Genomic DNA, 22,081 nt, shown 5'->3' on the forward strand with positions numbered 1-22,081 from the left:
TTAGAGTGGGGGAATTATAAAGTCAAGTAAAATCTAGCCCCTTGATTATAAAAGAACTTCTCGTGAACTTTTATTAAGCTTCTCTTTTATCAATCTTTTGTTGTTTTTGTTTTTCTTCATCCACCAAAACACGTCGCAGGATTTTACCAATGGCTGTCTTTGGCAGCTCATCACGGAATTCATACAAACGAGGTACTTTATAGGCAGCCAAATACTTACGGCAGTACTCATTTAATTCTTGTTCGGAAGCTTCAGCATTTTCCTTCAACACAATGTATACTTTGACAGTTTCTCCACGATAAGGGTCAGGCACTCCCGCTACTACAGCTTCCTGAATGGCTTCATGCTCATACAATACTTCCTCAATTTCACGTGGGTAAATATTAAACCCACCTGCAATAATGATGTCCTTCTTACGATCTACAATGAAGAAATATCCTTCTTCATCCATATAACCCATGTCTCCTGTCAATAACCATCCATTACAGAAAGCGCTTTCCGTTTCTTCCGGACGATTCCAGTAACCTTTCATGACTTGCGGGCCCTTGATTGCCAATTCACCGACCTCACCTGGAGGCAATGGCTCTAAAGTTTCAGAGGAAAGAATAGCAGCGTCTGTACTTGGCCATGGTAATCCAATACTTCCCTTCACACGCTTATCACCCCATAAAAGGTTTGCATGAGTCACCGGGGAAGTTTCTGTCAATCCATATCCCTCAACTAATTTTCCCCCAGTTAGCTTTTCGAATTTCTGCTGGACTTCTACAGGAAGCGCTGCTGAACCACTTATACAGGCATCGATGGATGATAAATCATAATTTGAAATTTCCGGATGATTCAATAAGCCAATATACATAGTTGGAGCTCCAGGAAATAATGTCGGCTTCTCTTTTTGAATAGTCTTCAGAGTCGTGACCACATCAAACTTTGGCAATATGATCATTTCATGGCCTTTCATAATGGAAAGAATAAGAACCGTGGTCATCCCATAGACATGGAAGAAAGGCAATATGCTGAGGACCTTTTCTTCTCCTTCATTATATTTATACAGCCATGCATCACACATTTTTGTATTTGCTACAAGATTATTATGTGTAAGCATAACTCCCTTAGGAAAACCAGTTGTTCCTCCTGTATATTGAAGCAGAGCAAGGTCTTGTTCCGGATCACCTTGATACTCAATTTCAGTTTTAGGAGAAATTTTCAGAATTTCAGACATGAGGTGATGGTTGCCTTTATGCTCAACCTTGACGACCATATTATATTGTTTCTTTTGGATAGAAGGATAAAATAAATTCTTTGGAAATGGTAAAAAATCTTTGATGGAGGCAACGATGATATGCTGTAATTCTGTATTTTTCATGATACTCGAGACGCGTGGAAATAAAATATCCAATGTCACTATGACCTTTGCACCTGAATCCTGCATTTGGTATTCAATTTCTCTTTCCATATACAAAGGATTCGTTTGTACCACTATCGCACCCGCAATCAATGACCCATAATAACTAATGACTGACTGTGGTGTATTAGGCAACATGATGGCTATTCGATCACCTTTTTCAATGCCTAATGTTTTCAAATAATGGGCAAATTGCAGGGCGTATTCATACAATTTCTTGTACGTAATCGACGTTCCCATAAAATGAATAGCTTTCTTAGTTGGATATTTGTGAGCAGACTGTTTTAAATAATCCTGTATTAAATTATGTCCATACTCGATGCTTTTCGGGATTTCTTCTGGATAATGCTTAAACCATGGTTTTTCTTCCGGCAATGTAAAAACCTCCCTTAAAAAGCTAATTCTCCTAGTTAATTATAGTATAATGAATTTTATGTGACAATATTTTACTAATATTCCGTCAATTTAATTTCATTTTTATAGTACTTTACACACAAATGAACAGCATTGATGCAAGCAGACCTTCCAGATTATAAGTAATTGGTCCTCTTCTCAATTTATTGTATGCTTGTCAGCACCTTCCACCTATAGCATAAAAAAGAGCTTAAACAGTGGCTTCACCCAACCGTTTAAGCTCTTTCTCATGCGTAGAAAGTCATGTATATGATCCCGACAAGGATAAATAAAGCAGATACCACCAACAAAATTTTCCCCAGTGTTTCCATGGTTTCCTCCCATATACTCCCTCTTATTTCAATTCTACAATTGTCACACCAATTCCGCCTTCAGACGCTTCCCCAAATCTCATCGATTTGACGGAACGATGATTTTTCAAATAGTCTCTGACTCCCTGCCTCAAAGCACCCGTTCCTTTTCCATGAATGATGGATACACGCGGATAACTGGCAAGCAGGGCATCATCAATATATTTTTCTACTCTTGATAAAGCATTTTCGTATCGCTCGCCACGAAGATCAAGTTCCAGATTCACATGAAAGTCTTTCCCTTTAATCTTAGTAATGGTCTTTGTCTCAACAGGTTTCGGACTCTTTTTAAATTCGAGATCCTTTTCATTTACTTTCATTTTCATAATACCCACTTGGACATTCCATTCATGGTCAGATACCTTTTCTAGTAATTGTCCAATTTGCCCCCATGTGAGTACCTTAACTTCATCACCAGGTTTCAATACCCTCTCCGTTGAAGTCACTTGTTTTCTGGTCTTTTTGGATTCTTCCGGTTTTGCTTCGTTAAGTCTTCTCTTAGCTTCAATTAATTCATGTTCTTTTACATCTGCACTTTTTTCAATACGCAGTTGTCGCAAGTCACGGATAATTTCCTCCGCTTCTTTTTGCGCTTTTTCTATCAGTTGCCTTGCTTCTTGTTTAGCTTTTTCAATCAGAGTATCTTTTTTATCCTGATACTCCATTAATTGTTTTTCCAAATCTGTATGCAGACGTTCTGCATCCTTTAAGTATTCTTCCGCTTCCTGCCAGTCTTTTTCGGCTTCTTTTCGGGAGGTTTCCAATGATGCAATCATGTTTTCAACCTTATTGGACTCTGCTCCAACCATTCCGCGGGCATTGCGAATAATCCGATCATTTAGCCCTAATTTCGTAGAGATCTCAAATGCATTACTTCGCCCTGGTACCCCTATTAAAAGACGATATGTTGGGCTAAGCGTTTCTACATCAAATTCTACACTCGCATTTCTGACGCCTTCTTTATTATATCCATAGGCTTTTAGCTCAGGATAATGGGTAGTGGCAATCACCTTTGCTCCGCGTGAATGTGCTTCATCCAGGATTGAAATTGCAAGTGCTGCCCCTTCTTGAGGGTCCGTACCGGCTCCTAGCTCATCAAATAATACGAGTGACTCAAAGTCCAATGTTTCAAGGATTTCCACAATATTTACCATATGTGATGAAAATGTACTTAAGCTTTGCTCAATGGACTGTTCATCACCAATATCAGCATATACAGATTTGAAAACGGCTAACTCAGAACCGTCCATAGCCGGTACATGCAAACCTGCCATTGCCATCAATGTACAAAGACCTACCGTTTTTAGCGTTACCGTTTTACCACCTGTATTCGGGCCAGTGATCACCATTGTCCCATAAGTATCTCCAAGGATTATATCGTTAGCAACAACTTCTTCTCTCGGAATAAGTGGATGTCTTGCCTTTTTCAACTTAATGATTCCCTGATTATTCATTATCGGCATGGATGCATGAATGGCTTTGGCATATTTTGCTTTCGCAAATGCAAAATCAAGCTTAGCTAAAATAGAGACATTTAGTAAAATATCCTCCGCATGCTCTCCCACTACATTAGAAAGCATTGTCAGGATACGTTCCACTTCTCTGCTTTCTTTGACACGGATATCCTGCAGGGTATTATTTAATTGAACAATAGACTGCGGTTCTATAAACAAGGTTTGTCCTGATGCAGACTGATCATGAATAATACCGCCGTAATGACTTCTGTATTCCTGTTTGACAGGAATGACAAACCGGTCATTTCTAATCGTCACAATTGTATCTGATAACATTTTGGCAGCATTACTGGAACGAATCATACTTTCCAGCTTTTCTCTAACTCTTGCTTCGTTTGTACGCATTTGCTGACGCAATTGTCTAAGCGTGTCACTGGCTGAATCCAGAACCTCCCCATTGTCACCAATTGCCATATTTATATCTTTTTCTAATTCATTCAAGCTTACTAATTGATCTTTATATTCATAGAGGATAGGAAGCTCAATTTCATTTTCCTGCATATCTTCCAAAAATCTGCGTAAATTTCGGCCTGCCCGTAATGTGCTCGATGTTTCCATCAATTCAACCGGACTGAGGACACTGCCTATACGGGCACGTTTAATATGGGATCGAATATCAAATATTCCTCCAAGCGGTACGTTACCCTTTAAGCGGTATACCGTTGCTGCCTGGTCTGTTTCAAATTGAGAACGTCTAACTTCTTCTAAATCGGTGTTTGGCTTTAACTGTTCACTTAAATTCTTCCCTAGACTGGAAGATGCATGCTTTTGCAATTGTGTAATGATCTTTGTGAATTCGAGTGTTTTAAATACTTTATCTTGCATGGAGAAAGATCCTCCTTACTTTTTCTGTTAGTCTCTATTGAGGAATGCTAAAAAATCTTCCTCCAATTGAGTGTTTAATACGCTTTCTTTCTTTAACCAGCCACGCTGGGCATGTGCTACACCCACATCCATATTCTCCAACATATCAATGCTGTGAGCATCTGTATTAATAATGATTTTTACACCGGCATCCTGAGCCTTTTTAACATTCTCCGCTGCTAAATCAAGTCGATTGGGATTTGCATTCAACTCAAGCGCTGTATTTGTTTCTTTAGCCAGTTGAATAAGTAAATCCATATCCACAGCATAACCATCCATTCGCCCGATAACTCTGCCAGTCGGATGTGCGATAATATCGACGTGTTTATTTCTCAATGCGGTTTTCAAACGTTCCATAATCACTTCCTGCGGCTGCGAGAAGGAGGAATGAATAGAAGCAATCACGAGATCCAATTGTTCCAGAATTTCATCATCAAAATCCAAGGTACCGTCTGGAAGTATGTCCATTTCAATACCGGATAGAATCATGATATCATCATATTCCTCATTCAATTTGCGAATTTCTTCTTTTTGCTTCAAAACTCTCTCGGGTGTCAATCCGTTCGCAACTTTTAAATATTGAGAATGATCGGTAATAGCCATATAGCGATATCCTTTAGCACGGCATGCCTCTACCATTTCCCTCAACGTATGGGAACCGTCACTCCAGGTTGTATGCATATGAAGATCACCTTTTATATCCTCAAGGGAAATTAAACCGTAATCAGCATGATACTTCTCAATTTCAGTACCGTCCTGTCTAATTTGCGGAGGAATATATGGCAGGCCAAAATGTCCGTATAAATCTTCTTCACTATCAAATGTTTTTACATTCCCAGTTTCTAAATTCTCTACTCCATATTCACTAACCTTTTCACCGCGTTCTTTCGCTAATTGGCGTAACCGGACATTATGATCTTTAGACCCGGTAAAATAGTGCAATGCCGTTGCAAATTCAGCAGGTTTTACCAATCTGAAATCAACCGCAATTTCATAGTCATATGCTAAAGCGAGAGACACTTTAGTATCGCCAGCTGCAACAATATGGTCAATATTTGTAAGAGAAAGTATCTGCTCCTTCACACTGGACGGGTTGTCCGTCGCTATGATGAAATCCAGATCTTTTATCGTCTCGCGTCCGCGCCTTACACTGCCTGCTCTCGAAAAGCGAACAATATTTTCCATTGCCTGCAGTTTCAATTCGATATCTTCCACAATCGGAAGCATAACGGCCAGAGGCAGACGATCTGGTTTGGTTCCCATTGTTTTAATGGCCTCTAATATATTTTCTTCTGACTTTTTGGCGAAGCCGGCCAGTTTACTGACCTTCCCTTCCTCACAAGCCTTCTGAAGCTCTTCGGCATTTGTTATATGTAATTCTTTATAAAGCTTGGCAATCTTTTTTCCACCAAGGCCTTGCAGACGAAGAAGTGGAATCAGACCTTTTGGCACTTCCTCTTGCAGCTCTTTAAGAACCTCCGAGGATTCTGTTTCGATATATTCTGTAATGACAGCTGCCGTGCCTTTGCCAATACCGCTCAGTTTAGTAAAATCGTCTATCTCAGTCAGGCTTCGTTCATCCACTTCAAGCGCCTGTGCCGCTTTTCGAAAAGCAGATACTTTAAATTGATTTTCACCTTTTAATTCCATATATACAGCTATTGTTTCCAATAGTTTTATGACATCTTTTTTATTTATACTCATATCTGGCACCTACCCGTTTATTCATTTTAAAGATACCTACACCTTCATTATATACAAGCTGAATCAGATACTAAAAAAGAATGACTTCCCTATTGGAAGAGGAAGTCATGAGAATGGATGGAACCACAACTTTGTTACCCAGCTAGATAAGAATGGAGTGTCCATAATAATTGTTTTCGCCAAAGAGGAGTTTTGAATCATTTCTTGCAGGGATTCAATAGGCAGCATTGCAGCAATAAATAGGATAATAAAAGCACCTAAATACGTTTCTACAAAACCAAAAGCTCCCCCCGCCAATTGATTAAATTGTTTCAAAAGCGGTAAATGGGCAAGAAAGTCCAGCATGGAGCCTATTATTTGCAGGGCAATTTTTACAGCAATAAAAATAATAAAAAATGCGATTGCATTATAAAAGGCTGAATCGAGATTTGTTATATTAAATAACATATTAAGAGACGAGTCGGATTCTGTAGATGATGGAAAAGGAATCCACATTTCAAGCTTCGGACCAAGATCTTTATAAAATAATTTAGCTACTACCAAGGCAATAATAAAACTTAACAAATGAACCAGCTGTAAAATTAATCCCCTTCTTAAACCAATAAAAAAACCCATGGTCAAAGCTACTAATATAATTAGTGTAACCATATTATCCTCATTTCTTCTGATGTTTTAACTCTAATTCTAATCCTTCAATTTTCTCTAATAACTTATAATATTCATGCATGGCATTAACCGCAGTTAATACAGCCAATTTTGTCGTATCCAAATTCGGGTTCTTTTGACTGATTTCGCGCATTTTGTCATCCACCGAGCGGGCAACTTGTCGTACATGAAAAGTTGATTCATCCCCTACAATGGTGTATTGTTGTCCATATATATCAACGTTTACCCTGTTTTTATCCGACAAGGTGATTGCCTCCAATCATAATCATAAAAATCCTGTCTACTATCATAACACGAAAACCAAAATCTTGGTATTACTTGATAAAAACTACTATCATTCGTAAATTATCATATACATAAAATTCCGTCCTACCAATAAAAGGGCGGAATTTTAGCTAAAGAGGAGTAGAAAAATGGCGAATACTGTTATTATTGTATCAAAAGAAACGCTCTTAAAAATGAAATCCTATTATATTGATTCTTTAGTACCCAAAACACCACCCGGAGCCGTCTTCTCAGCTAAACGGAATGGAATGACGATTACAGCCTACCAATCAGGTAAGGTTTTATTCCAAGGATCTGTCTCTGATTCAGAAGTAGGTAAATGGAGTAATGGAACAGTCAGTGCTGCTGCTACTAAAAAAAATTCACCAGTTAAAAAAAGAAGTGTATCTGATCATATCTATCGGCCTCCACATACAATCAATGAGTTGAGTATTATTGGAACAGACGAAGCGGGAACTGGCGATTATTTCGGACCTATAACAGTTGCAGCCGCCTATGTTAGCAAGGAACACATTCGGGAACTTGAAAATATAGGAATACGTGATTCCAAAACAATACGCGATCCTCAAATATTAATCCTCGGTAAAAAAATCACAGGGATGATCCCATACAGTCTGCTTGTGCTAAAAAATGAGAAATATAATAGCTTACAGCAAAAAGGTATGAGTCAGGGGAAAATGAAAGCTATGCTCCACGAGCAAGCCATCAACCATTTACTAAGCAAATTAGAAGAAACAAAACCGGATGGGATTCTCATTGACCAATTTTGTGAACCGGATATTTATTTTCGTCACACTAATACGAACGGGAAACGTGATGTCCCTTTATATTTCAGTACAAAAGCTGAAGGAATATCCACAGCTGTGGCAGCGGCATCTGTCATTGCCCGTTATGCTTTCTTAAAACATATGGATCTACTTAGCGAGCAGGCAGGAATGACTATCCCAAAAGGAGCCAGCTCAAAAGTCGATGAAGCTGCCGCTGTCTTTATGGCTAAAAAAGGCGAAAGCGAATTAAACGCCTATGCCAAGCTCCACTTCGCCAATACAGAAAAAGCACGTAAACTTGTCAAACGAATCGGATTATAATAAAAAACTCGGACCGGAAGCATGAAATTGCTTTAGGACCGAGTTTTTTTATGCTGAAATTATGATGTAGTATGACTAGACACGACTTTAACAAATCTTCATATGTTGTATTTCAAAATAATCAAGCCGCTTTTAAGATTCCAGACGATTTTACAAATAATCGAGCCATCTTTATCATTAATCCAGCCAAACTTCACATGATTCCAGCCATTTCACAGCTAATCTCCATAGAGTGGGGATAAAACATCACTCTGCATAGAGATAACCCCCTAATAAATGATCATATTTTATTAAAAGACTAATCTACACAACCCTGGTTATGCGAAATCTAACTTCAGATCGATACTATTGAGCCGATTTTACAAATAATCCAGCCAACTTTATCATTAATCAAGCCAAACTTCGATGCAATCCAGCCAAACTTCACATGATTCCAGCCATTTCAGCTCATAATCCAGCCAATCTCCATAGAGTGGGATAAAACATCACTCTGCATAGAGGTAAATCTTTTTAACTGATTATGCTTAAATGAAAAAACTAATCCTACAAAGCCCTGCTTTTTTACATAAACTAAATAAAAAAAGATTGCTATTTACAGCAATCTTTTTTAGTAAATATACTATTCTCTCTTTGATTAGGGGAGCTGTCTTTCAACTCCCACCAATCATTTGAGTGTTAGTAGCTGAGGAGGCCTAGGAGTATGGCCCTTCAGCTTTTCTTTGGATCTAGCTTCCGGCCCTAGACGCTCGAGGTCGTAAGAATATCCACTACGGGAGGACTACTCTCCCTTCGTGCCTCTTCTTACGCTTGTCGCGTCTGAGCAAGGCCCTTCAGCTTTTCGTCTGATCTAGCTTCGACGGCTAGAAGCTCAGGATGTAGGTCATGAAGACGTTGCCACACGACGTGGCGTATTTAGTCTTCGTTCCTTAATCGAGCCCTTCAGCTTTTCTTTAGATCTAGCTTCGACTCCTAGTCCCTCGAGTCATAAGGATAGCCACTGCGGGAGAATAACACTCCCTACGTGACTCTCTCTTATGCTTGTCGGGCCTAAACAGTCGTCTCAGCCTTTCTAGTTACCCTCTCAATTGTGCTCCGGCTTTTTCTTCTACTGCTAACAGGACTTTGTTGTGGGCTTTGGTTACTTCTTCGTCTGTTAGAGTTTTTTCTGGGTCGAAGTATTTTAGGGAGAATGCTAATGATTTTTTGCCTTCTTCCATTCTCTCTCCTTCGTAAAGGTCGAATAAGTGAACTTCTTTTAATAGTTTTCCGCCCGCTTCTTTGATGATTGTGCTGATTTCTCCTGCTACTGCTTCGGCATCCACCACTAATGCAATATCGCGTGTTATGGATGGGAATCTCGGGATAGCTGTATATTGAATTGGTTGTTGTTCAGCATTTAAAAGTTTTAAAAGAGACAATTCGAATACATAGGTTTCTTTTAAGTCTTCTTTCTTTTCAACTTTCGGATGGATTTGGCCAACGAGACCAAGTAACTCTCCATCTAAAAGCAATTCAGCTGTACGTCCTGGATGCATTCCTTCTACAACTGCCTGTTTCCACTCAATACGGTCCTCTACACCTAGCTTGCGGAATAGACCTTCTAGGATCCCTTTTACGACATAGAAGTCTACTTTCTTCTTCTCTCCTTGCCATAAATTCGTGTTCCACAGACCTGTCACTGCACCTGCAAGATGTTCTTTTTCTTCCGGAAGCTCTGCATCAGACGTTTTTAGGAAAACAGCGCCTGTTTCATAAACAGCCATATTCTCATTTTGGCGGGCTACATTATGTTTTAAAACATCCAGCAAGCCAGGAATCAGGCTCAAGCGAAGGGTACTTCTTTCTTCACTCATTGGCATTGCCAAACGAATACTTTCACGTTGCTCCAATGTATACATAGTTGCCTTTTCTGCAGATGTTAAGGAGTACGTAACATTTTGCATTAAACCTGCTTCTTCCAAATAACGGCGTACAATGCGACGCTTCATTTGATAAGGAGTTAATACACCTGGTTTCGAAGCGCTAACCGGTAATGTTTTTGGAAGATTATCATATCCGTAAAGCCTTGCTACCTCTTCAATAATATCTTCCGGAATCGTAATATCTCCACGGCGTGTTGGTACCGTAATAATAAATTCTTCTCCATCCACTTTCACTTCAAATTGAAGGCGCGTTAAGATATCCTTCACTTCGTTCACTGATAATGATGTACCCAGTACCTTATTAATTTTTCCAAGACTGATACGGATAACCGCTTCTCCAATCTTCATTTCATTAAATTCTGCTTCTCCTTCAAGCACTGTTCCACCGGCAAGCTCTGCGATTAATTCAGCTGCACGCTCTCCTGCTGCACGGACGCGATTTGGATCCACACCTTTTTCAAAACGAGCACTTGCTTCTGAACGAAGGCCAAAATCTTTGGAAGCTTTACGTACAGGACCGCCTGCGAAATAAGCTGCTTCCAGTAATACAGTTGTGGTTTCATCTACAACCTCAGAATTGGCTCCCCCCATCACACCTGCAAGGGCAATAGTTTCTTTTCCATTCGTAATCACTAAATGATCATTGCTTAGGGTACGTTCCGCCTCATCCAATGTTGTTAGCTTTTCACCTTCATGAGCCATTCGAACGACGATTTCTTTAGATTGTAAACGATCATAATCAAACGCATGCAATGGTTGACCATATTCAAGCAAAATGTAGTTCGTAATATCAACCACATTATTATGTGGGCGTATGCCGCTCTTCATTAATCGGCTTTGCAGCCATAATGGAGATGGACCAACTTTTACATCTTTAATCACTTTGGCGATATAAAGAGGATTTTGTTCAGGCACATCCACTTTTACCGTCACATAGTCTTCTGCTTTCTCAGAGCCAGCTTTTACATTTACTTCAGGTAATTTAACTTCTTTACCCAAAATGGCAGCTACTTCATAGGCTACGCCAAGCATGCTTAAGCAATCAGAACGATTCGGTGTTAGTCCCAGTTCAAGAATATGGTCATCTAACCCCAGTTGTTCAAGCGCATTTGTTCCAGGGACCACATCATCAGGAAATACAAAAATACCTGTACTGAATTCTTTTGCGACTACTTTGGCTCCAATACCCAGCTCCGTCAAGGAACAAATCATCCCGTGGGATGCTTCGCCGCGTAGCTTGCTCTTTTTAATTTTAAAATTACCCGGTAAAACAGCTCCTACTTTTGCGACAGGAACTTTTTGTCCTGCTGCCACATTTGGTGCACCGCATACAATTTGAACCGGTTCTTCTTCACCGATATCCACTTTACACACACTCAATTTATCAGCATTAGGATGCTGCACTTTTTCAAGTACATGTCCGATTACCACATTTTGAATCACTTCAGCAGGAGACTCAACACCTTCTACTTCAATCCCGCTGCGTGTGATTTTTTCTGCCAACTCATTGGCATTGATTCCATCTAAATCAACATAATCCTGTAACCATCTATATGATACAAACATCATTTTTCCTCCTATCTAATTCTTACTCATGACGATGAAATTGATTTCCGAAACGAACATCATTTGTATAAAAATGACGAATATCATCAACGCCGTATTTCAGCATAGCGATTCTCTCTACACCCATACCAAACGCAAATCCAGTATATTTTTTGGAATCAAATCCAGCCATCTCCAGAACATTCGGGTGCACCATACCTCCGCCCAGGATTTCGATCCAGCCCGTTTGTTTACAAACAGAGCAGCCTTTTCCACTGCAAATTTTACAGGAGATATCCATTTCAACTGAAGGCTCTGTAAATGGGAAAAAGCTTGGACGAAGGCGAATTTCACGATCTTCACCAAAGAATTTTTTCGCAAATACTTCAAGCGTGCCATTTAGGTCAGCCATTGTAATATTCTCATCGACCACGAGACCTTCAATTTGCATAAATTGATGAGAGTGTGTGGCATCATCGTTATCACGGCGGTACACCTTACCAGGACAGATAATCTTAACTGGTCCTTTACCTTCATGCTTTTCCATTGTACGAGCTTGTACAGGTGATGTATGTGTACGCATTAAAATCTCATCGGTAATGTAGAAGGAATCCTGCATATCCCGTGCAGGATGGCTTTTAGGAAGATTCAATGCTTCAAAATTATAATAATCCTGTTCTACTTCCGGACCTTCAGCCACTGTATATCCCATACCCAGGAAAAGGTCTTCCAATTGTTCCGTAATTTTTGTTAACGGATGGTGGTTTCCTTTCTTAACAGGTGCACCTGGAAGAGTTACATCAATTTGTTCCTTCGCTAATTTTTGATTAACGGCTTCTTCCTCTAAGGCATGTTGCTTTTCTTCAATGGCCGATGCAATGGCTCCTCTGACTTCATTGGCAAGTGCACCGATTTTTGGTCTCTCTTCCGCAGAAAGGCTGCCCATTCCTCTCAGTACCTCAGTGATGGGACCTTTTTTCCCAAGATACGCAACACGAACATCATTCAAGCCTTTAAGATCAACAGCAACCTGCACTTTTTCCAAGGCTTCCTGCTGCAATGCCTGTAATTTCTCTTGCATAATAAAATCCTCCTATTCAAACTTTGATGAAAACCAATAAATGAAAACAACAAAAAACCCCGCCCCCAAAAAGGGACGAGGTTATCATCGCGGTACCACCCTTGTTAGCGTCCTATTTATTCAGGAACGCTCGCTTCATTTAATAACGACATTTCTGCCGGCTAACCTTTACACAAGTTAATTTCCTGTGGTCCCGGTTGCAGCTCCGGAGGTGAATTCACTGCCTGCCTTATCCATAAAAACGCTCTCAGTCTCAGGCGCTTTCTTCCTGTATGGTGGTCCAAACAGCTACTTAGTCCCCATCTTTGCTTTTCATCATCCAATTTTATTTACTCATTATAATCTATATTGGCGTGAGTTTCAAACGTTCATTTCACTCTTTATTTCAGGCCATACATTAGAATACCGGCGGCTACTGCCACATTTAATGATTCACTTTTTCCATATATAGGAATATAAACGTTTTGATCTGTTTTGTCTAAAAGTTCTTTACTGACACCACTGCCCTCATTGCCAACAAGAATAGCAAATCGATCTGCTTTACTGATTTCTCTGTAAGGCTTTGCCCCCTGTAAAGCAGTTCCATATACTTTTACGCCCGATTGCTGTAATTTATCCATCCAAGTCTCCAGGCTGCCTTTACGTATCGGAATATGGAAAAGGCTGCCTTGTGTGGAGCGAACAACCTTTGGGCTGTATGGGTCTGCGCATCCATCACCAAGTATAACCGCATCAAAGCCCGCTGCATCCGCTGTACGGATCATGGTTCCAATATTCCCTGGATCCTGAACTCGATCGATTAATAATACTGCCGAAATTCCTGCTTCTAAATCCTGAAAAGTTGGCTTCTTACAAACAGCCGCTATTCCCTGTGGTGTGTCTGTATCCGAGATCGCGTCAAAGATGTCTTTATGTACACTAAATAGATTAATGTCCCCGACTACCCACTTTTGCGGTAAATCAGTACCTTCCTTTATAATCATTTCTTTCACTAATCCGTGTGCAAGAGCTTCTTCCACTAAATGAAACCCTTCCACAAGGAACAGACCGCTTTTATCTCTGTCTTTCTTTGTCAAAAGTTTTTTCCATTGCTTTACACGTGCATTTTGCATTGATTCAATATATTTCAACATGGTCACCTTCTTATTAAACGTTCTTTCATTATAGCCCATATTTGATACATAGAAAAAGGAAAGAAAAGCAAAACTAAACCTGAGACCAGAATTGGAGGGAATATACATGAATTTAAATCTTAGAAATGCCATTATCCATAACGTAACAGGCAATACTCAGGATGAACTTGAAGCCACTATAGTAGATGCCATCCAAAGTGGTGAAGAAAAAATGCTGCCAGGCCTTGGTGTTTTATTTGAACTTATTTGGCAAAAAGCCTCCGAGAACGAAAAAAGTGAAATGCTCCACCTCTTAGAAAGTGCGCTCAGCAAATAATAAAAACGATGACGGAATTTTCTTTTATTAAAACTCACTAATTGTAAAAACGATCCGCATATTAAAATTCCACTAATACAAATGTTTTTTCAGCTAATTAAAATATCGAACTATTTCCTAAAACTCTCATCTAGAGTTTCGGAATAGTTCGATTTTTATTATTCTTCATCTGTTTATTACCTTTTAATTATTCAGCTTAGAAGTCGATATTTAATCGAAACGCTGATGATATAAATTTATAAACCTGAATATTTGAAGCATTATTGAATCAGACTCTTTTCTTTTTATCGTTGCATAAAAATATGTATAAGAAAAAAAACTCTTCAACTGTTGAATGCCTATATGGCATAAGTTGAAGAGTTTTAGTAAGAAATTAGATTACCATGTCCAATTAAAAGCGACTACTTTAACAGTCTTAGCTTTACCTTTTACGGAAGGTCCGATTTCAGGATAATTTAATTCAAAAGCCGCTTTACCTTTCGGCGTTAACGTTACGTCCACCGAACCGCTCAATACACCTATTAATTTATCGTTCTCGTCATATAGACCAGCAGCCACTCGTATATCGTCCGCTTTTTGATCGCCTTCGTTCACAATAGAGCCTGTTACAATATATGGACTACCGGTATCCCATTCATTCGTGCTCTCTGTTAGCTTCACATTTGAAGTGGTTAAATAATATGGTTTATTTTCTGTTGTATTGAAATCAAGATTTGCATAAGCTTTCTTCAACAAACTAGGATCTGTTACGGTTTCCAAAGTAGTGGTTTCCGTGAAATATGCTGTTTCACCCGGATTTAATACGTCTGGAACAGACAGAACCATACTAGATGTTCCAAGTACATTTTCTTCCGCATCTTCGTAGTTAATTTGAATACTACTGATATCTGCAGGAGCCGTGCCATTATTCGTCACTTCGGCTGAATAATTCACCCAAACCGTATCAATCGAATCTTTCCAACAAGTATACGTTTCTTGAGTGATTTTAACGTCTGCTTTTTTCTTTTCTTCCTGCGCATTGTTAGCTTCAGCTACATTTTCCTTTTGCTCTGATGTAGTTGTTTGCCCTTCACTAGAACATGCTCCAAGAATCATCAACGAAGACATTGCCAACAGCCCAACTGTTTTCTTCCATGACCATTTCATGTTTATTTCTCCTTTGTATGTTTATGTGAATTTTTAAGTATGTTCAGCACTCAAAAACCTTAACTCACGTTTACAAATTATAGTATCCTCAGTATTAATGGTCTAGTTGAAAAAATTGGTTTTTTACTCGTCATATCGAAAAAGATAATTCCCCTATATAGCTCTTTATATTGTTCTAGATTAAATAAAAGGGTCAAAGCTGTCATTTACGAACAGATACTTTACATATCTATTAATAAAATTTCCAAATATTATACTAAAAGGCACAATACGTTTTGAGGTGACCCCTGAGTCAAAATCTAACTTTTGGAGTGAAAGTCATTTTAGTATTGTGCCTTTTATTTAAGCTATAACATTTTATTCATTAATAAGACCCTATGTACAATTCCTTTTACACGATCTCGCAATTAGTCACCATCGTTCTTAATTTCTTCGATCAATCAAACGTAATCTGATCCACCATTTCCCGATTCAGGCGTTTAATCAATTCGACAATAAGAGTCACTGTATTTTCATAATCATCACGGTTTAATATCCCAGCATTAGAATGGATATAACGGGTCGGAATCGTAATTGCAATGGAAGGAACCCCACTGCCGCTTACATGAAACGAACCTGCATCTGTTCCCCCGCCAGGTATATGATCAAATTGATACGGTATATTCAATTCTTCTGCCACATTTATAATAAACTCCCTCAACCCTTTATGAGTTACTAGACTTGCATCATATAAAACCAAGCCAGGACCATCGCCTGCTTTTGTTAAACCGTCTTTTTCAGATAATCCAGGGGTATCAATTGCTACACCCACATCTACAGCGATCGCAATATCCGGTTGCACATAATTAGCTGCTGTTTTAGCGCCGCGCAGTCCAACCTCCTCCTGAACAGTCCCTACTCCAAAAACGGTATTCGGATGGGTCTCTCCTTTTAGGCGTTTTAATGCCTCTATCGCAACCGCACATCCGATCCGGTTATCCCATGCTTTGGCCATCAGCATTTTTTCATTTCTCATGACTGTAAATTCACAATATGGAGTCACCATATCCCCCGGTCGAATTCCCCATTCCAGCACTTCATCCCGGCTCGCAGCACCTATATCAATAAACATATTTTTGATGTCTGCTGGTTTCTTACGTGCTTCAGGTGTGAGGATATGCGGCGGTGAGGAACCAATCAAGCCTGTAATTTGTTCACCCTTGGATGTAGTGATTGTTACACGCTGAGAAAGCATAACTTGTGACCACCAGCCTCCAATCGTTTGAAAAAAGAGAAAGCCTTTATCGTCAATCCGTGTGACCATGAATCCTACTTCATCCAGGTGTCCGGCTATCATAATACGCGGTCCATTTGAGCTACCTGTTTTCTCTGCAACCAAACTGCCGATTCCGTCCGTAGTAATCTTATCGGCATATGGTTCGATTAGCCTTTTCATAACTTTTCTTGGTTCCTCTTCATTACCTGCAATGCCATTAACGTCAGTTAACTCCTTCAGTATAGTGAGCGTATCATCAAGATGTTTCATAAAGGGTGTAGCCTCCTTAAATATGTATATCATTCTGTATGCTTTTATCTGCTTATCTCCTCATTATACATAAGCTCTAATGATTCAGGCAGAATACTTACAATCCCATTAGCATCTATTATAATCGGAACAGGAATATCTTACTCCAACCCTCATACCATTCCTATTCTTTATTCCTGACTTGGATCAGCTATAAACTTCCGTAACGATAACCAAGTTCCTATTAAAAAAGCCTGCCAAACTTATCTTCGCTGATAAGCTTAACAGACTGCCTCAAGTATGACTAAAAAACTCACTCCATTTGATAATAACTTTCTTTTCCCTAAGAAAAAAGAGGAGGAGAACTAATGCTGAAAGGATAATCAATATCATCGTTGGAGAGAATTTGGCAATAGAATGGCCAAATACCGTATAAAAGAATGCCAATGGGATATTTGACCAGAAAACTGCTTTTGCGTAATCAGTAAAGCATTTACTGTTACCGATCAAATAAAAGTTCAGGAGATGGAAATGGATAAATGGGATTAGTCTTAAAACACTTGCCTGCTTTACATTTATCCTGCCTCCGAATTTCAGCGTACGTTCATCCAGCCTTTCAAGCTTACGCTGCAATTTCGGCATTTTAATAATCATGAAATAAAAAATAATCGATGATAGCCATAGTCCCATTAACGATAAAAGTGTGCCAAAAACTGCACCAAACATTATCCCGCCAGCCATGCAAACCACAGCTACCGGAATAAAAATATATTGCCTTACTATATGGAAGAGTACAAAGATAAGAGGTGACCAAAAACCGCCTGCCTCAATAAAAGCGAGCAACATGGTATAGTCGTAGTCCATATTTACACCCCATTCTGCCTTACAATGATGTTTAAGTCTTGGTTTACTTATTAATATATGTTCATGGCATTAATTATGACTGTATGGATAAAAGAATACCCGCAATGATGACGTCCAATATCGCCAGTAAGGGGAATCCTACTGTAAAAGCCATATGTTTTGTTTTATGCCGGAATAGTTGCATACCTAGAGTTCCGCCAATTGCTCCTCCAGCAAGTGCTAAAATCCATAAAGTTTTCTCACTTATACGATATTGATTACTTTTAGCTCTAGTTTTATCTATTTTCATCATAAGTAGTAAGGCCAAATTGATTATGATAAAATAACCGATCAGTATCGCTTTCATATTGTCCTCACTCTCCATATAAAAAGGCGCTCTCAATCGTTTGAGAAGCGCCTCTATAATTATTTATTAAGTTCTTTTTTAGCTGTTTCTGCTAATTGAGCAAATGCTGCTGCATCGCTAACTGCAAGCTCAGCAAGCATTTTACGGTTTACTTCGATACCAGCAAGTTTCAAACCGTGCATTAAACGGCTGTAAGAAAGACCGTTGATGCGAGCTGCTGCATTGATACGAGTAATCCATAATTTACGGAAGTCGCGTTTCTTTTGGCGACGATCGCGGAATGCATATTGCAAGGATTTCATTACTTGCTGATTAGCAACTTTGTATAATGTATGTTTTGAACCGAAATAACCTTTAGCTAGCTTTAATACTTTTTTACGACGTTTGCGCGTCACTGTACCGCCTTTAACACGTGGCATATCTAATTCCTCCTAAAATTGAGCGTTCTCAATTACTTGATATTGTCTAATAGATGACGAATGCGTTTGAAATCTCCGGAACTAACCATTCCACTTTTACGTAGTTTACGTTTTGCTTTAGTAGATTTGTTAGCGAATAAGTGGCTTGTGTAAGCGTGGCTGCGCTTAAGCTTACCAGAACCAGTTTTTTTGAATCGCTTTGCAGCGCCTCTGTGAGTTTTCATTTTTGGCATGGGAAATTTCCTCCTCGAAACATTACTTTTCGTTTTTCGGTGCTAAAATCAAGAACATGCTGCGTCCGTCCATTTTTGGCGCTGTTTCCACAGTAGCCACTTCTTTACATTCCTCTGCAAAGCGAACTAACACGCGCTGCCCGATTTCTTTATGGGTAATAGCCCGTCCTTTAAATCGAATGCTTGCTTTAACCTTATCGCCTTTTTCAAGGAACTTAATGGCATTGCGAAGCTTCGTATTAAAGTCATGCTCGTCGATAGTTGGGCTTAAACGAACTTCTTTTAAACTAATTGTTTTTTGGTTTTTTCTAGCTTCTTTATCCTTCTTCTGTTGCTCGAAACGGAACTTACCATAGTCCATAATACGGGCGACAGGAGGCTTTGCATTCGGTGCAACCAGCACAAGATCCAAATTCGCGCGTGTAGCAATTTCTAATGCCTCAACGCGGGATTTAATTCCAAGCTGCTCACCATTTTGATCAACTAGACGTACTTCTCGGGCACGAATGCCTTCATTTAAGATCAAGTCTTGTTTGCTAATAATAAGCCACCTCCAAGATTTTCTAGCAAATAATACTTCACATGCTTTTTAACATATAAAAAAGGCCGGTGCATGCACACCCGCCCATAAAAAGACATACCGTCTGATTATATCATCTGAACCAGCTAACAACTCATAAAAAGTGTCATACAGGTGAGAAGCGGGTGCTTCTGCTTACTAATGTGTCGTATTTAATTTGCTCACTAAAAATCATTTTAGCATGTTTCGCTGTATAATGTCAATAGAAGCTCACTCGCAGTGACAACAAAAGTTATTCTATCAAATAAAGTCCCTTGTGGCAAGAGGTTTTTGTATAAAGATTATAAAATGAAGAATCTGGCAATGCTTATTTTGTTCTAAAGGGGCACTTTCCAGTCTCTTCATTTAAATATAAAAATAATTGCGGTCTCTGGGTGGTAAATAGATATGGCAAATTTTCTAATCAAAAAGGGACCTACCCAAATTCCAGGAGGCCCCTTTATCTTTAAAGAAATTACTTCAATTCACCCTTAATAGTAGTCAGGAAGTCTTCAAATGGCATAGTTTCTGATTTTTGTTCCCCATACTTACGTACGTTAACTTTGCCGTTTTCCTGTTCCTGATCTCCCACTACAAGCATGTAAGGGATTTTTAACATTTGTGCTTCACGGATTTTATAACCCATTTTCTCATCACGTAAATCTACTTCTACACGTAACCCTGCGCGTTTAAGCCCGGCCTCAATTTCTTTTGCATAGTCAAGATGAACATCCGGAGATACAGGAATAACTTGAACCTGAACTGGTGCCAACCAAGTAGGGAATGCTCCTTTGTATTCTTCAATCAAGAATGCAACGAAACGTTCCATTGTAGAAACAACACCACGGTGAATAACAACCGGACGATGCTGTTTACCGTCTTCTCCAACATACGTAAGATCAAAACGCTCAGGAAGCAAGAAATCAAGCTGTACAGTAGATAGAGTTTCATCTTTTCCAAGCGCTGTTTTAACTTGAACGTCCAATTTAGGACCGTAGAAAGCTGCTTCGCCTTCCGCTTCGTAATAGTCAAGACCCATCTCATCCATTGCTTCCTTCAGCATGGATTGAGCTCTTTCCCACATCGCATCGTCATCAAAATATTTTTCCTTATCAGCTGGGTCACGGTAAGAAAGACGGAAAGAGTAATTTTCCATTTCGAAGTCTTTATACACCTCCAGAATCAGTGTTACGACACGTTTGAATTCATCTTTAATTTGGTCAGGGCGTACAAACACATGGGCATCGTTCAGCGTCATCCCACGTACCCTTTGCAGGCCTGCAAGCGCACCGGACATTTCATATCTATGCATCATGCCCAATTCAGCAATACGGATTGGAAGTTCACGATAGCTATGAATATCATTTTTATAAATCATCATGTGATGCGGGCAGTTCATTGGACGAAGAACTAGCTGTTCATTATCCATGTCCATTACCGGGAACATATTTTCTTGATAGTGATCCCAGTGACCGGATGTTTTGTATAAATCGACGCTGCCCATAATTGGTGTATAGACATGGTCATAGCCAAGCTGTTGTTCTTTATCTACAATATAGCGTTCAATGACACGGCGAATCGTTGCACCTTTTGGCAGCCATAATGGAAGGCCTTGTCCAATCAACTGAGAGTTCATGAATAAATCAAGCTCTTTCCCAATCTTACGGTGATCCCGTTCTTTCGCTTCCTCTAAAAGTCTTAAATGCTCGTCCAAATCTTCTTTTTTGAAGAAGGCTGTTCCATACACACGTTGAAGCATTTTATTATCGCTGTCTCCACGCCAGTATGCACCTGCAATGTTCAATAGCTTAAATTCTTTAATTTTACCTGTTGAAGGAACATGGACTCCACGGCATAGGTCAAAGAATTCACCTTGTTCATAAATAGTGACAGTTTCATCTTCCGGAATAGCATCAATCAATTCCAGCTTGTACTCATCGCCAATTTCCTCAAATAAACGCTTCGCTTCAGCTCGGCTGACTTCTTTACGAACAACATCAATGTTAGCATTAATAATTTTCTTCATTTCTTTCTCAATCAGCGGAAGGTCTTCCGGTGTAATGGATTTATCTAAATCCATATCATAATAGAAACCGCCTTCAATGACTGGACCTACGCCAAATTTTACATCTTTGTAAAGACGCTTAACAGCCTGTGCCAATAAATGCGCTGTACTGTGGCGCAATACCTCTAGAGCTTCCGGTTGATCCGGAGTCACAATCTCTACTGAAGCATCCTCTGTAATTGGTCGGCGCAAATCATATAAAGCTCCATTTACCTTTCCTGCAATTGCTTTTTTCTTTAATCCAGAACTAATGGAAGAAGCAATTTGCTCAGTTGTAATTCCAGATTCAAATTCTTTTACCGCACCATCTGGAAATGTAATTTTGATCATTTCAGCCATGTGAGCCACTCCTTTTTCTTTTTTCTACATAATAAAAAGCCCGTCCCTAATAAATTAAGGGACGAGCTATTGTATACTAAATAAACCCGCGGTTCCACCCAAATTCCGGCGCTGCTATTTTCAGCTCTTCCGGCACTTGTATCTTTTAACGGAGTTCCCGTCAGCCAATAATCACATTCTTGTTTTCCTGGCTGAAGTTCAAAGGCGGTAAGCATTTCAAGTCTATGAGGAAGCTTGCAGCCACTGGCTCCCCTCTCTGTTCACAGCTTTTTAAAACACTCATGTCCTTATCGTAACCTATCGAATATAAAACTTGTATGTA

General features: G+C 39.4%; 18 protein-coding genes and 1 other annotated feature. Of the genes, 2 read left to right on the forward strand and 16 right to left on the reverse strand.

All coding sequences use genetic code 11. From position 1 onward, the window contains the following. Window positions 1-73: 73 nt before the first annotated feature. The 5 genes from AC4G3K_RS04375 to zapA form a co-directional block, all read right to left on the reverse strand. Window positions 74-1,777 carry an AMP-binding protein gene (locus tag AC4G3K_RS04375; protein WP_491132573.1) on the reverse strand — a complete coding sequence of 568 codons (1,704 nt, stop codon included), beginning with the start codon at window positions 1,775-1,777 and terminating at the stop codon, window positions 74-76. A gap of 373 nt (window positions 1,778-2,150) precedes the next feature. Then, window positions 2,151-4,505: an endonuclease MutS2 gene (locus tag AC4G3K_RS04380; RefSeq protein WP_491076064.1), complete on the reverse strand. Its 2,355-nt coding sequence runs from the start codon at window positions 4,503-4,505 to the stop codon at window positions 2,151-2,153. A 27-nt stretch (window positions 4,506-4,532) separates the two neighbouring features. Then, window positions 4,533-6,248, reverse strand: coding sequence for a DNA polymerase/3'-5' exonuclease PolX (polX, locus tag AC4G3K_RS04385; protein ID WP_491132574.1), 1,716 nt, complete (start codon window positions 6,246-6,248; stop codon window positions 4,533-4,535). A 105-nt stretch (window positions 6,249-6,353) separates the two neighbouring features. Further along, window positions 6,354-6,896 (reverse strand): CvpA family protein, encoded by a 543-nt coding sequence (locus tag AC4G3K_RS04390; protein ID WP_491132575.1) that lies wholly within the window; start codon window positions 6,894-6,896, stop codon window positions 6,354-6,356. A gap of 7 nt (window positions 6,897-6,903) precedes the next feature. Further along, window positions 6,904-7,164 carry a cell division protein ZapA gene (zapA, locus tag AC4G3K_RS04395; protein ID WP_491076247.1) on the reverse strand — a complete coding sequence of 87 codons (261 nt, stop codon included), beginning with the start codon at window positions 7,162-7,164 and terminating at the stop codon, window positions 6,904-6,906. Between the two features lie 163 nt (window positions 7,165-7,327). Between zapA and rnhC the strand changes: the two genes are divergently transcribed. Then, window positions 7,328-8,287, forward strand: a complete 960-nt coding sequence (gene rnhC / locus AC4G3K_RS04400; protein WP_491132576.1) for a ribonuclease HIII — start codon at window positions 7,328-7,330, stop codon at window positions 8,285-8,287. 1,073 nt (window positions 8,288-9,360) lie between these two features. On the opposite strand, the gene pheT is transcribed toward rnhC, so the two are convergent. The 3 genes from pheT to AC4G3K_RS04415 all read right to left on the reverse strand — a co-directional run bounded on the left by pheT (window position 9,361) and on the right by AC4G3K_RS04415 (window position 14,007). After that, window positions 9,361-11,775: a phenylalanine--tRNA ligase subunit beta gene (gene pheT, locus AC4G3K_RS04405; RefSeq protein ID WP_491132577.1), complete on the reverse strand. Its 2,415-nt coding sequence runs from the start codon at window positions 11,773-11,775 to the stop codon at window positions 9,361-9,363. Between the two features lie 22 nt (window positions 11,776-11,797). Then, window positions 11,798-12,835: a phenylalanine--tRNA ligase subunit alpha gene (gene pheS, locus AC4G3K_RS04410; protein WP_491132578.1), complete on the reverse strand. Its 1,038-nt coding sequence runs from the start codon at window positions 12,833-12,835 to the stop codon at window positions 11,798-11,800. A 380-nt stretch (window positions 12,836-13,215) separates the two neighbouring features. Continuing rightward, a complete protein-coding gene (locus AC4G3K_RS04415; RefSeq protein WP_491132579.1) occupies window positions 13,216-14,007 on the reverse strand; it encodes a TrmH family RNA methyltransferase in 792 nt (263 codons plus the stop codon). 67 nt (window positions 14,008-14,074) lie between these two features. Between AC4G3K_RS04415 and sspI the strand changes: the two genes are divergently transcribed. Then, complete coding sequence (gene sspI, locus AC4G3K_RS04420; RefSeq protein WP_491076070.1) at window positions 14,075-14,284, forward strand: small acid-soluble spore protein SspI; 210 nt, start codon at window positions 14,075-14,077, stop codon at window positions 14,282-14,284. Between the two features lie 378 nt (window positions 14,285-14,662). Here sspI and AC4G3K_RS04425 read toward each other — a convergent pair whose 3' ends face one another. The 8 genes from AC4G3K_RS04425 to thrS form a co-directional block, all read right to left on the reverse strand. Beyond that, window positions 14,663-15,430 (reverse strand): FxLYD domain-containing protein, encoded by a 768-nt coding sequence (locus AC4G3K_RS04425; protein ID WP_491132580.1) that lies wholly within the window; start codon window positions 15,428-15,430, stop codon window positions 14,663-14,665. A gap of 436 nt (window positions 15,431-15,866) precedes the next feature. Next, window positions 15,867-16,955 (reverse strand): M42 family metallopeptidase, encoded by a 1,089-nt coding sequence (locus tag AC4G3K_RS04430; RefSeq protein WP_491132581.1) that lies wholly within the window; start codon window positions 16,953-16,955, stop codon window positions 15,867-15,869. A 273-nt stretch (window positions 16,956-17,228) separates the two neighbouring features. Next, window positions 17,229-17,798, reverse strand: coding sequence for a TVP38/TMEM64 family protein (locus AC4G3K_RS04435; protein ID WP_491076073.1), 570 nt, complete (start codon window positions 17,796-17,798; stop codon window positions 17,229-17,231). Between the two features lie 73 nt (window positions 17,799-17,871). Then, entirely contained in the window at window positions 17,872-18,144 is a 273-nt protein-coding gene (locus AC4G3K_RS04440; RefSeq protein ID WP_491076074.1) for a DUF1294 domain-containing protein, read from the reverse strand. A 59-nt stretch (window positions 18,145-18,203) separates the two neighbouring features. Continuing rightward, window positions 18,204-18,563, reverse strand: a complete 360-nt coding sequence (gene rplT / locus AC4G3K_RS04445) for a 50S ribosomal protein L20 (RefSeq protein WP_066108802.1) — start codon at window positions 18,561-18,563, stop codon at window positions 18,204-18,206. 32 nt (window positions 18,564-18,595) lie between these two features. Continuing rightward, complete coding sequence (gene rpmI / locus AC4G3K_RS04450; protein WP_049669916.1) at window positions 18,596-18,796, reverse strand: 50S ribosomal protein L35; 201 nt, start codon at window positions 18,794-18,796, stop codon at window positions 18,596-18,598. Window positions 18,797-18,818: 22 nt separating this feature from the next. Further along, window positions 18,819-19,340 carry a translation initiation factor IF-3 gene (gene infC, locus AC4G3K_RS04455; RefSeq protein ID WP_491076249.1) on the reverse strand — a complete coding sequence of 174 codons (522 nt, stop codon included), beginning with the start codon at window positions 19,338-19,340 and terminating at the stop codon, window positions 18,819-18,821. A gap of 47 nt (window positions 19,341-19,387) precedes the next feature. After that, window positions 19,388-19,519: a sequence feature (ribosomal protein L20 leader region), on the reverse strand. A 311-nt stretch (window positions 19,520-19,830) separates the two neighbouring features. Further along, the gene (gene thrS, locus AC4G3K_RS04460; protein WP_491076075.1) at window positions 19,831-21,759 is read right to left on the reverse strand and encodes a threonine--tRNA ligase; all 1,929 of its coding nucleotides are present in this window, start codon (window positions 21,757-21,759) and stop codon (window positions 19,831-19,833) included. Between the last annotated feature and the right edge of the window lie 322 nt (window positions 21,760-22,081).

This window comes from Bacillus sp. z26 (assembly GCF_058313635.1).

What these genes read in the sequence shown, in the direction of transcription:
- sspI (WP_491076070.1), top strand. Translation starts at nt 14,075, where the DNA reads ATGAATTTAAATCTTAGAAATGCCATTATCCATAACGTAACAGGCAAT.
- AC4G3K_RS04425 (WP_491132580.1), bottom strand. Translation starts at nt 15,430, where the DNA reads ATGAAATGGTCATGGAAGAAAACAGTTGGGCTGTTGGCAATGTCTTCG.
- polX (WP_491132574.1), bottom strand. Translation starts at nt 6,248, where the DNA reads ATGAGTATAAATAAAAAAGATGTCATAAAACTATTGGAAACAATAGCT.
- thrS (WP_491076075.1), bottom strand. Translation starts at nt 21,759, where the DNA reads ATGGCTGAAATGATCAAAATTACATTTCCAGATGGTGCGGTAAAAGAA.
- AC4G3K_RS04430 (WP_491132581.1), bottom strand. Translation starts at nt 16,955, where the DNA reads ATGAAACATCTTGATGATACGCTCACTATACTGAAGGAGTTAACTGAC.
- AC4G3K_RS04435 (WP_491076073.1), bottom strand. Translation starts at nt 17,798, where the DNA reads ATGGACTACGACTATACCATGTTGCTCGCTTTTATTGAGGCAGGCGGT.
- rpmI (WP_049669916.1), bottom strand. Translation starts at nt 18,796, where the DNA reads ATGCCAAAAATGAAAACTCACAGAGGCGCTGCAAAGCGATTCAAAAAA.
- pheT (WP_491132577.1), bottom strand. Translation starts at nt 11,775, where the DNA reads ATGTTTGTATCATATAGATGGTTACAGGATTATGTTGATTTAGATGGA.
- AC4G3K_RS04415 (WP_491132579.1), bottom strand. Translation starts at nt 14,007, where the DNA reads ATGGGCTATAATGAAAGAACGTTTAATAAGAAGGTGACCATGTTGAAA.
- pheS (WP_491132578.1), bottom strand. Translation starts at nt 12,835, where the DNA reads ATGCAAGAGAAATTACAGGCATTGCAGCAGGAAGCCTTGGAAAAAGTG.
- AC4G3K_RS04390 (WP_491132575.1), bottom strand. Translation starts at nt 6,896, where the DNA reads ATGGTTACACTAATTATATTAGTAGCTTTGACCATGGGTTTTTTTATT.
- rplT (WP_066108802.1), bottom strand. Translation starts at nt 18,563, where the DNA reads ATGCCACGTGTTAAAGGCGGTACAGTGACGCGCAAACGTCGTAAAAAA.
- rnhC (WP_491132576.1), top strand. Translation starts at nt 7,328, where the DNA reads ATGGCGAATACTGTTATTATTGTATCAAAAGAAACGCTCTTAAAAATG.
- AC4G3K_RS04380 (WP_491076064.1), bottom strand. Translation starts at nt 4,505, where the DNA reads ATGCAAGATAAAGTATTTAAAACACTCGAATTCACAAAGATCATTACA.
- AC4G3K_RS04440 (WP_491076074.1), bottom strand. Translation starts at nt 18,144, where the DNA reads ATGAAAGCGATACTGATCGGTTATTTTATCATAATCAATTTGGCCTTA.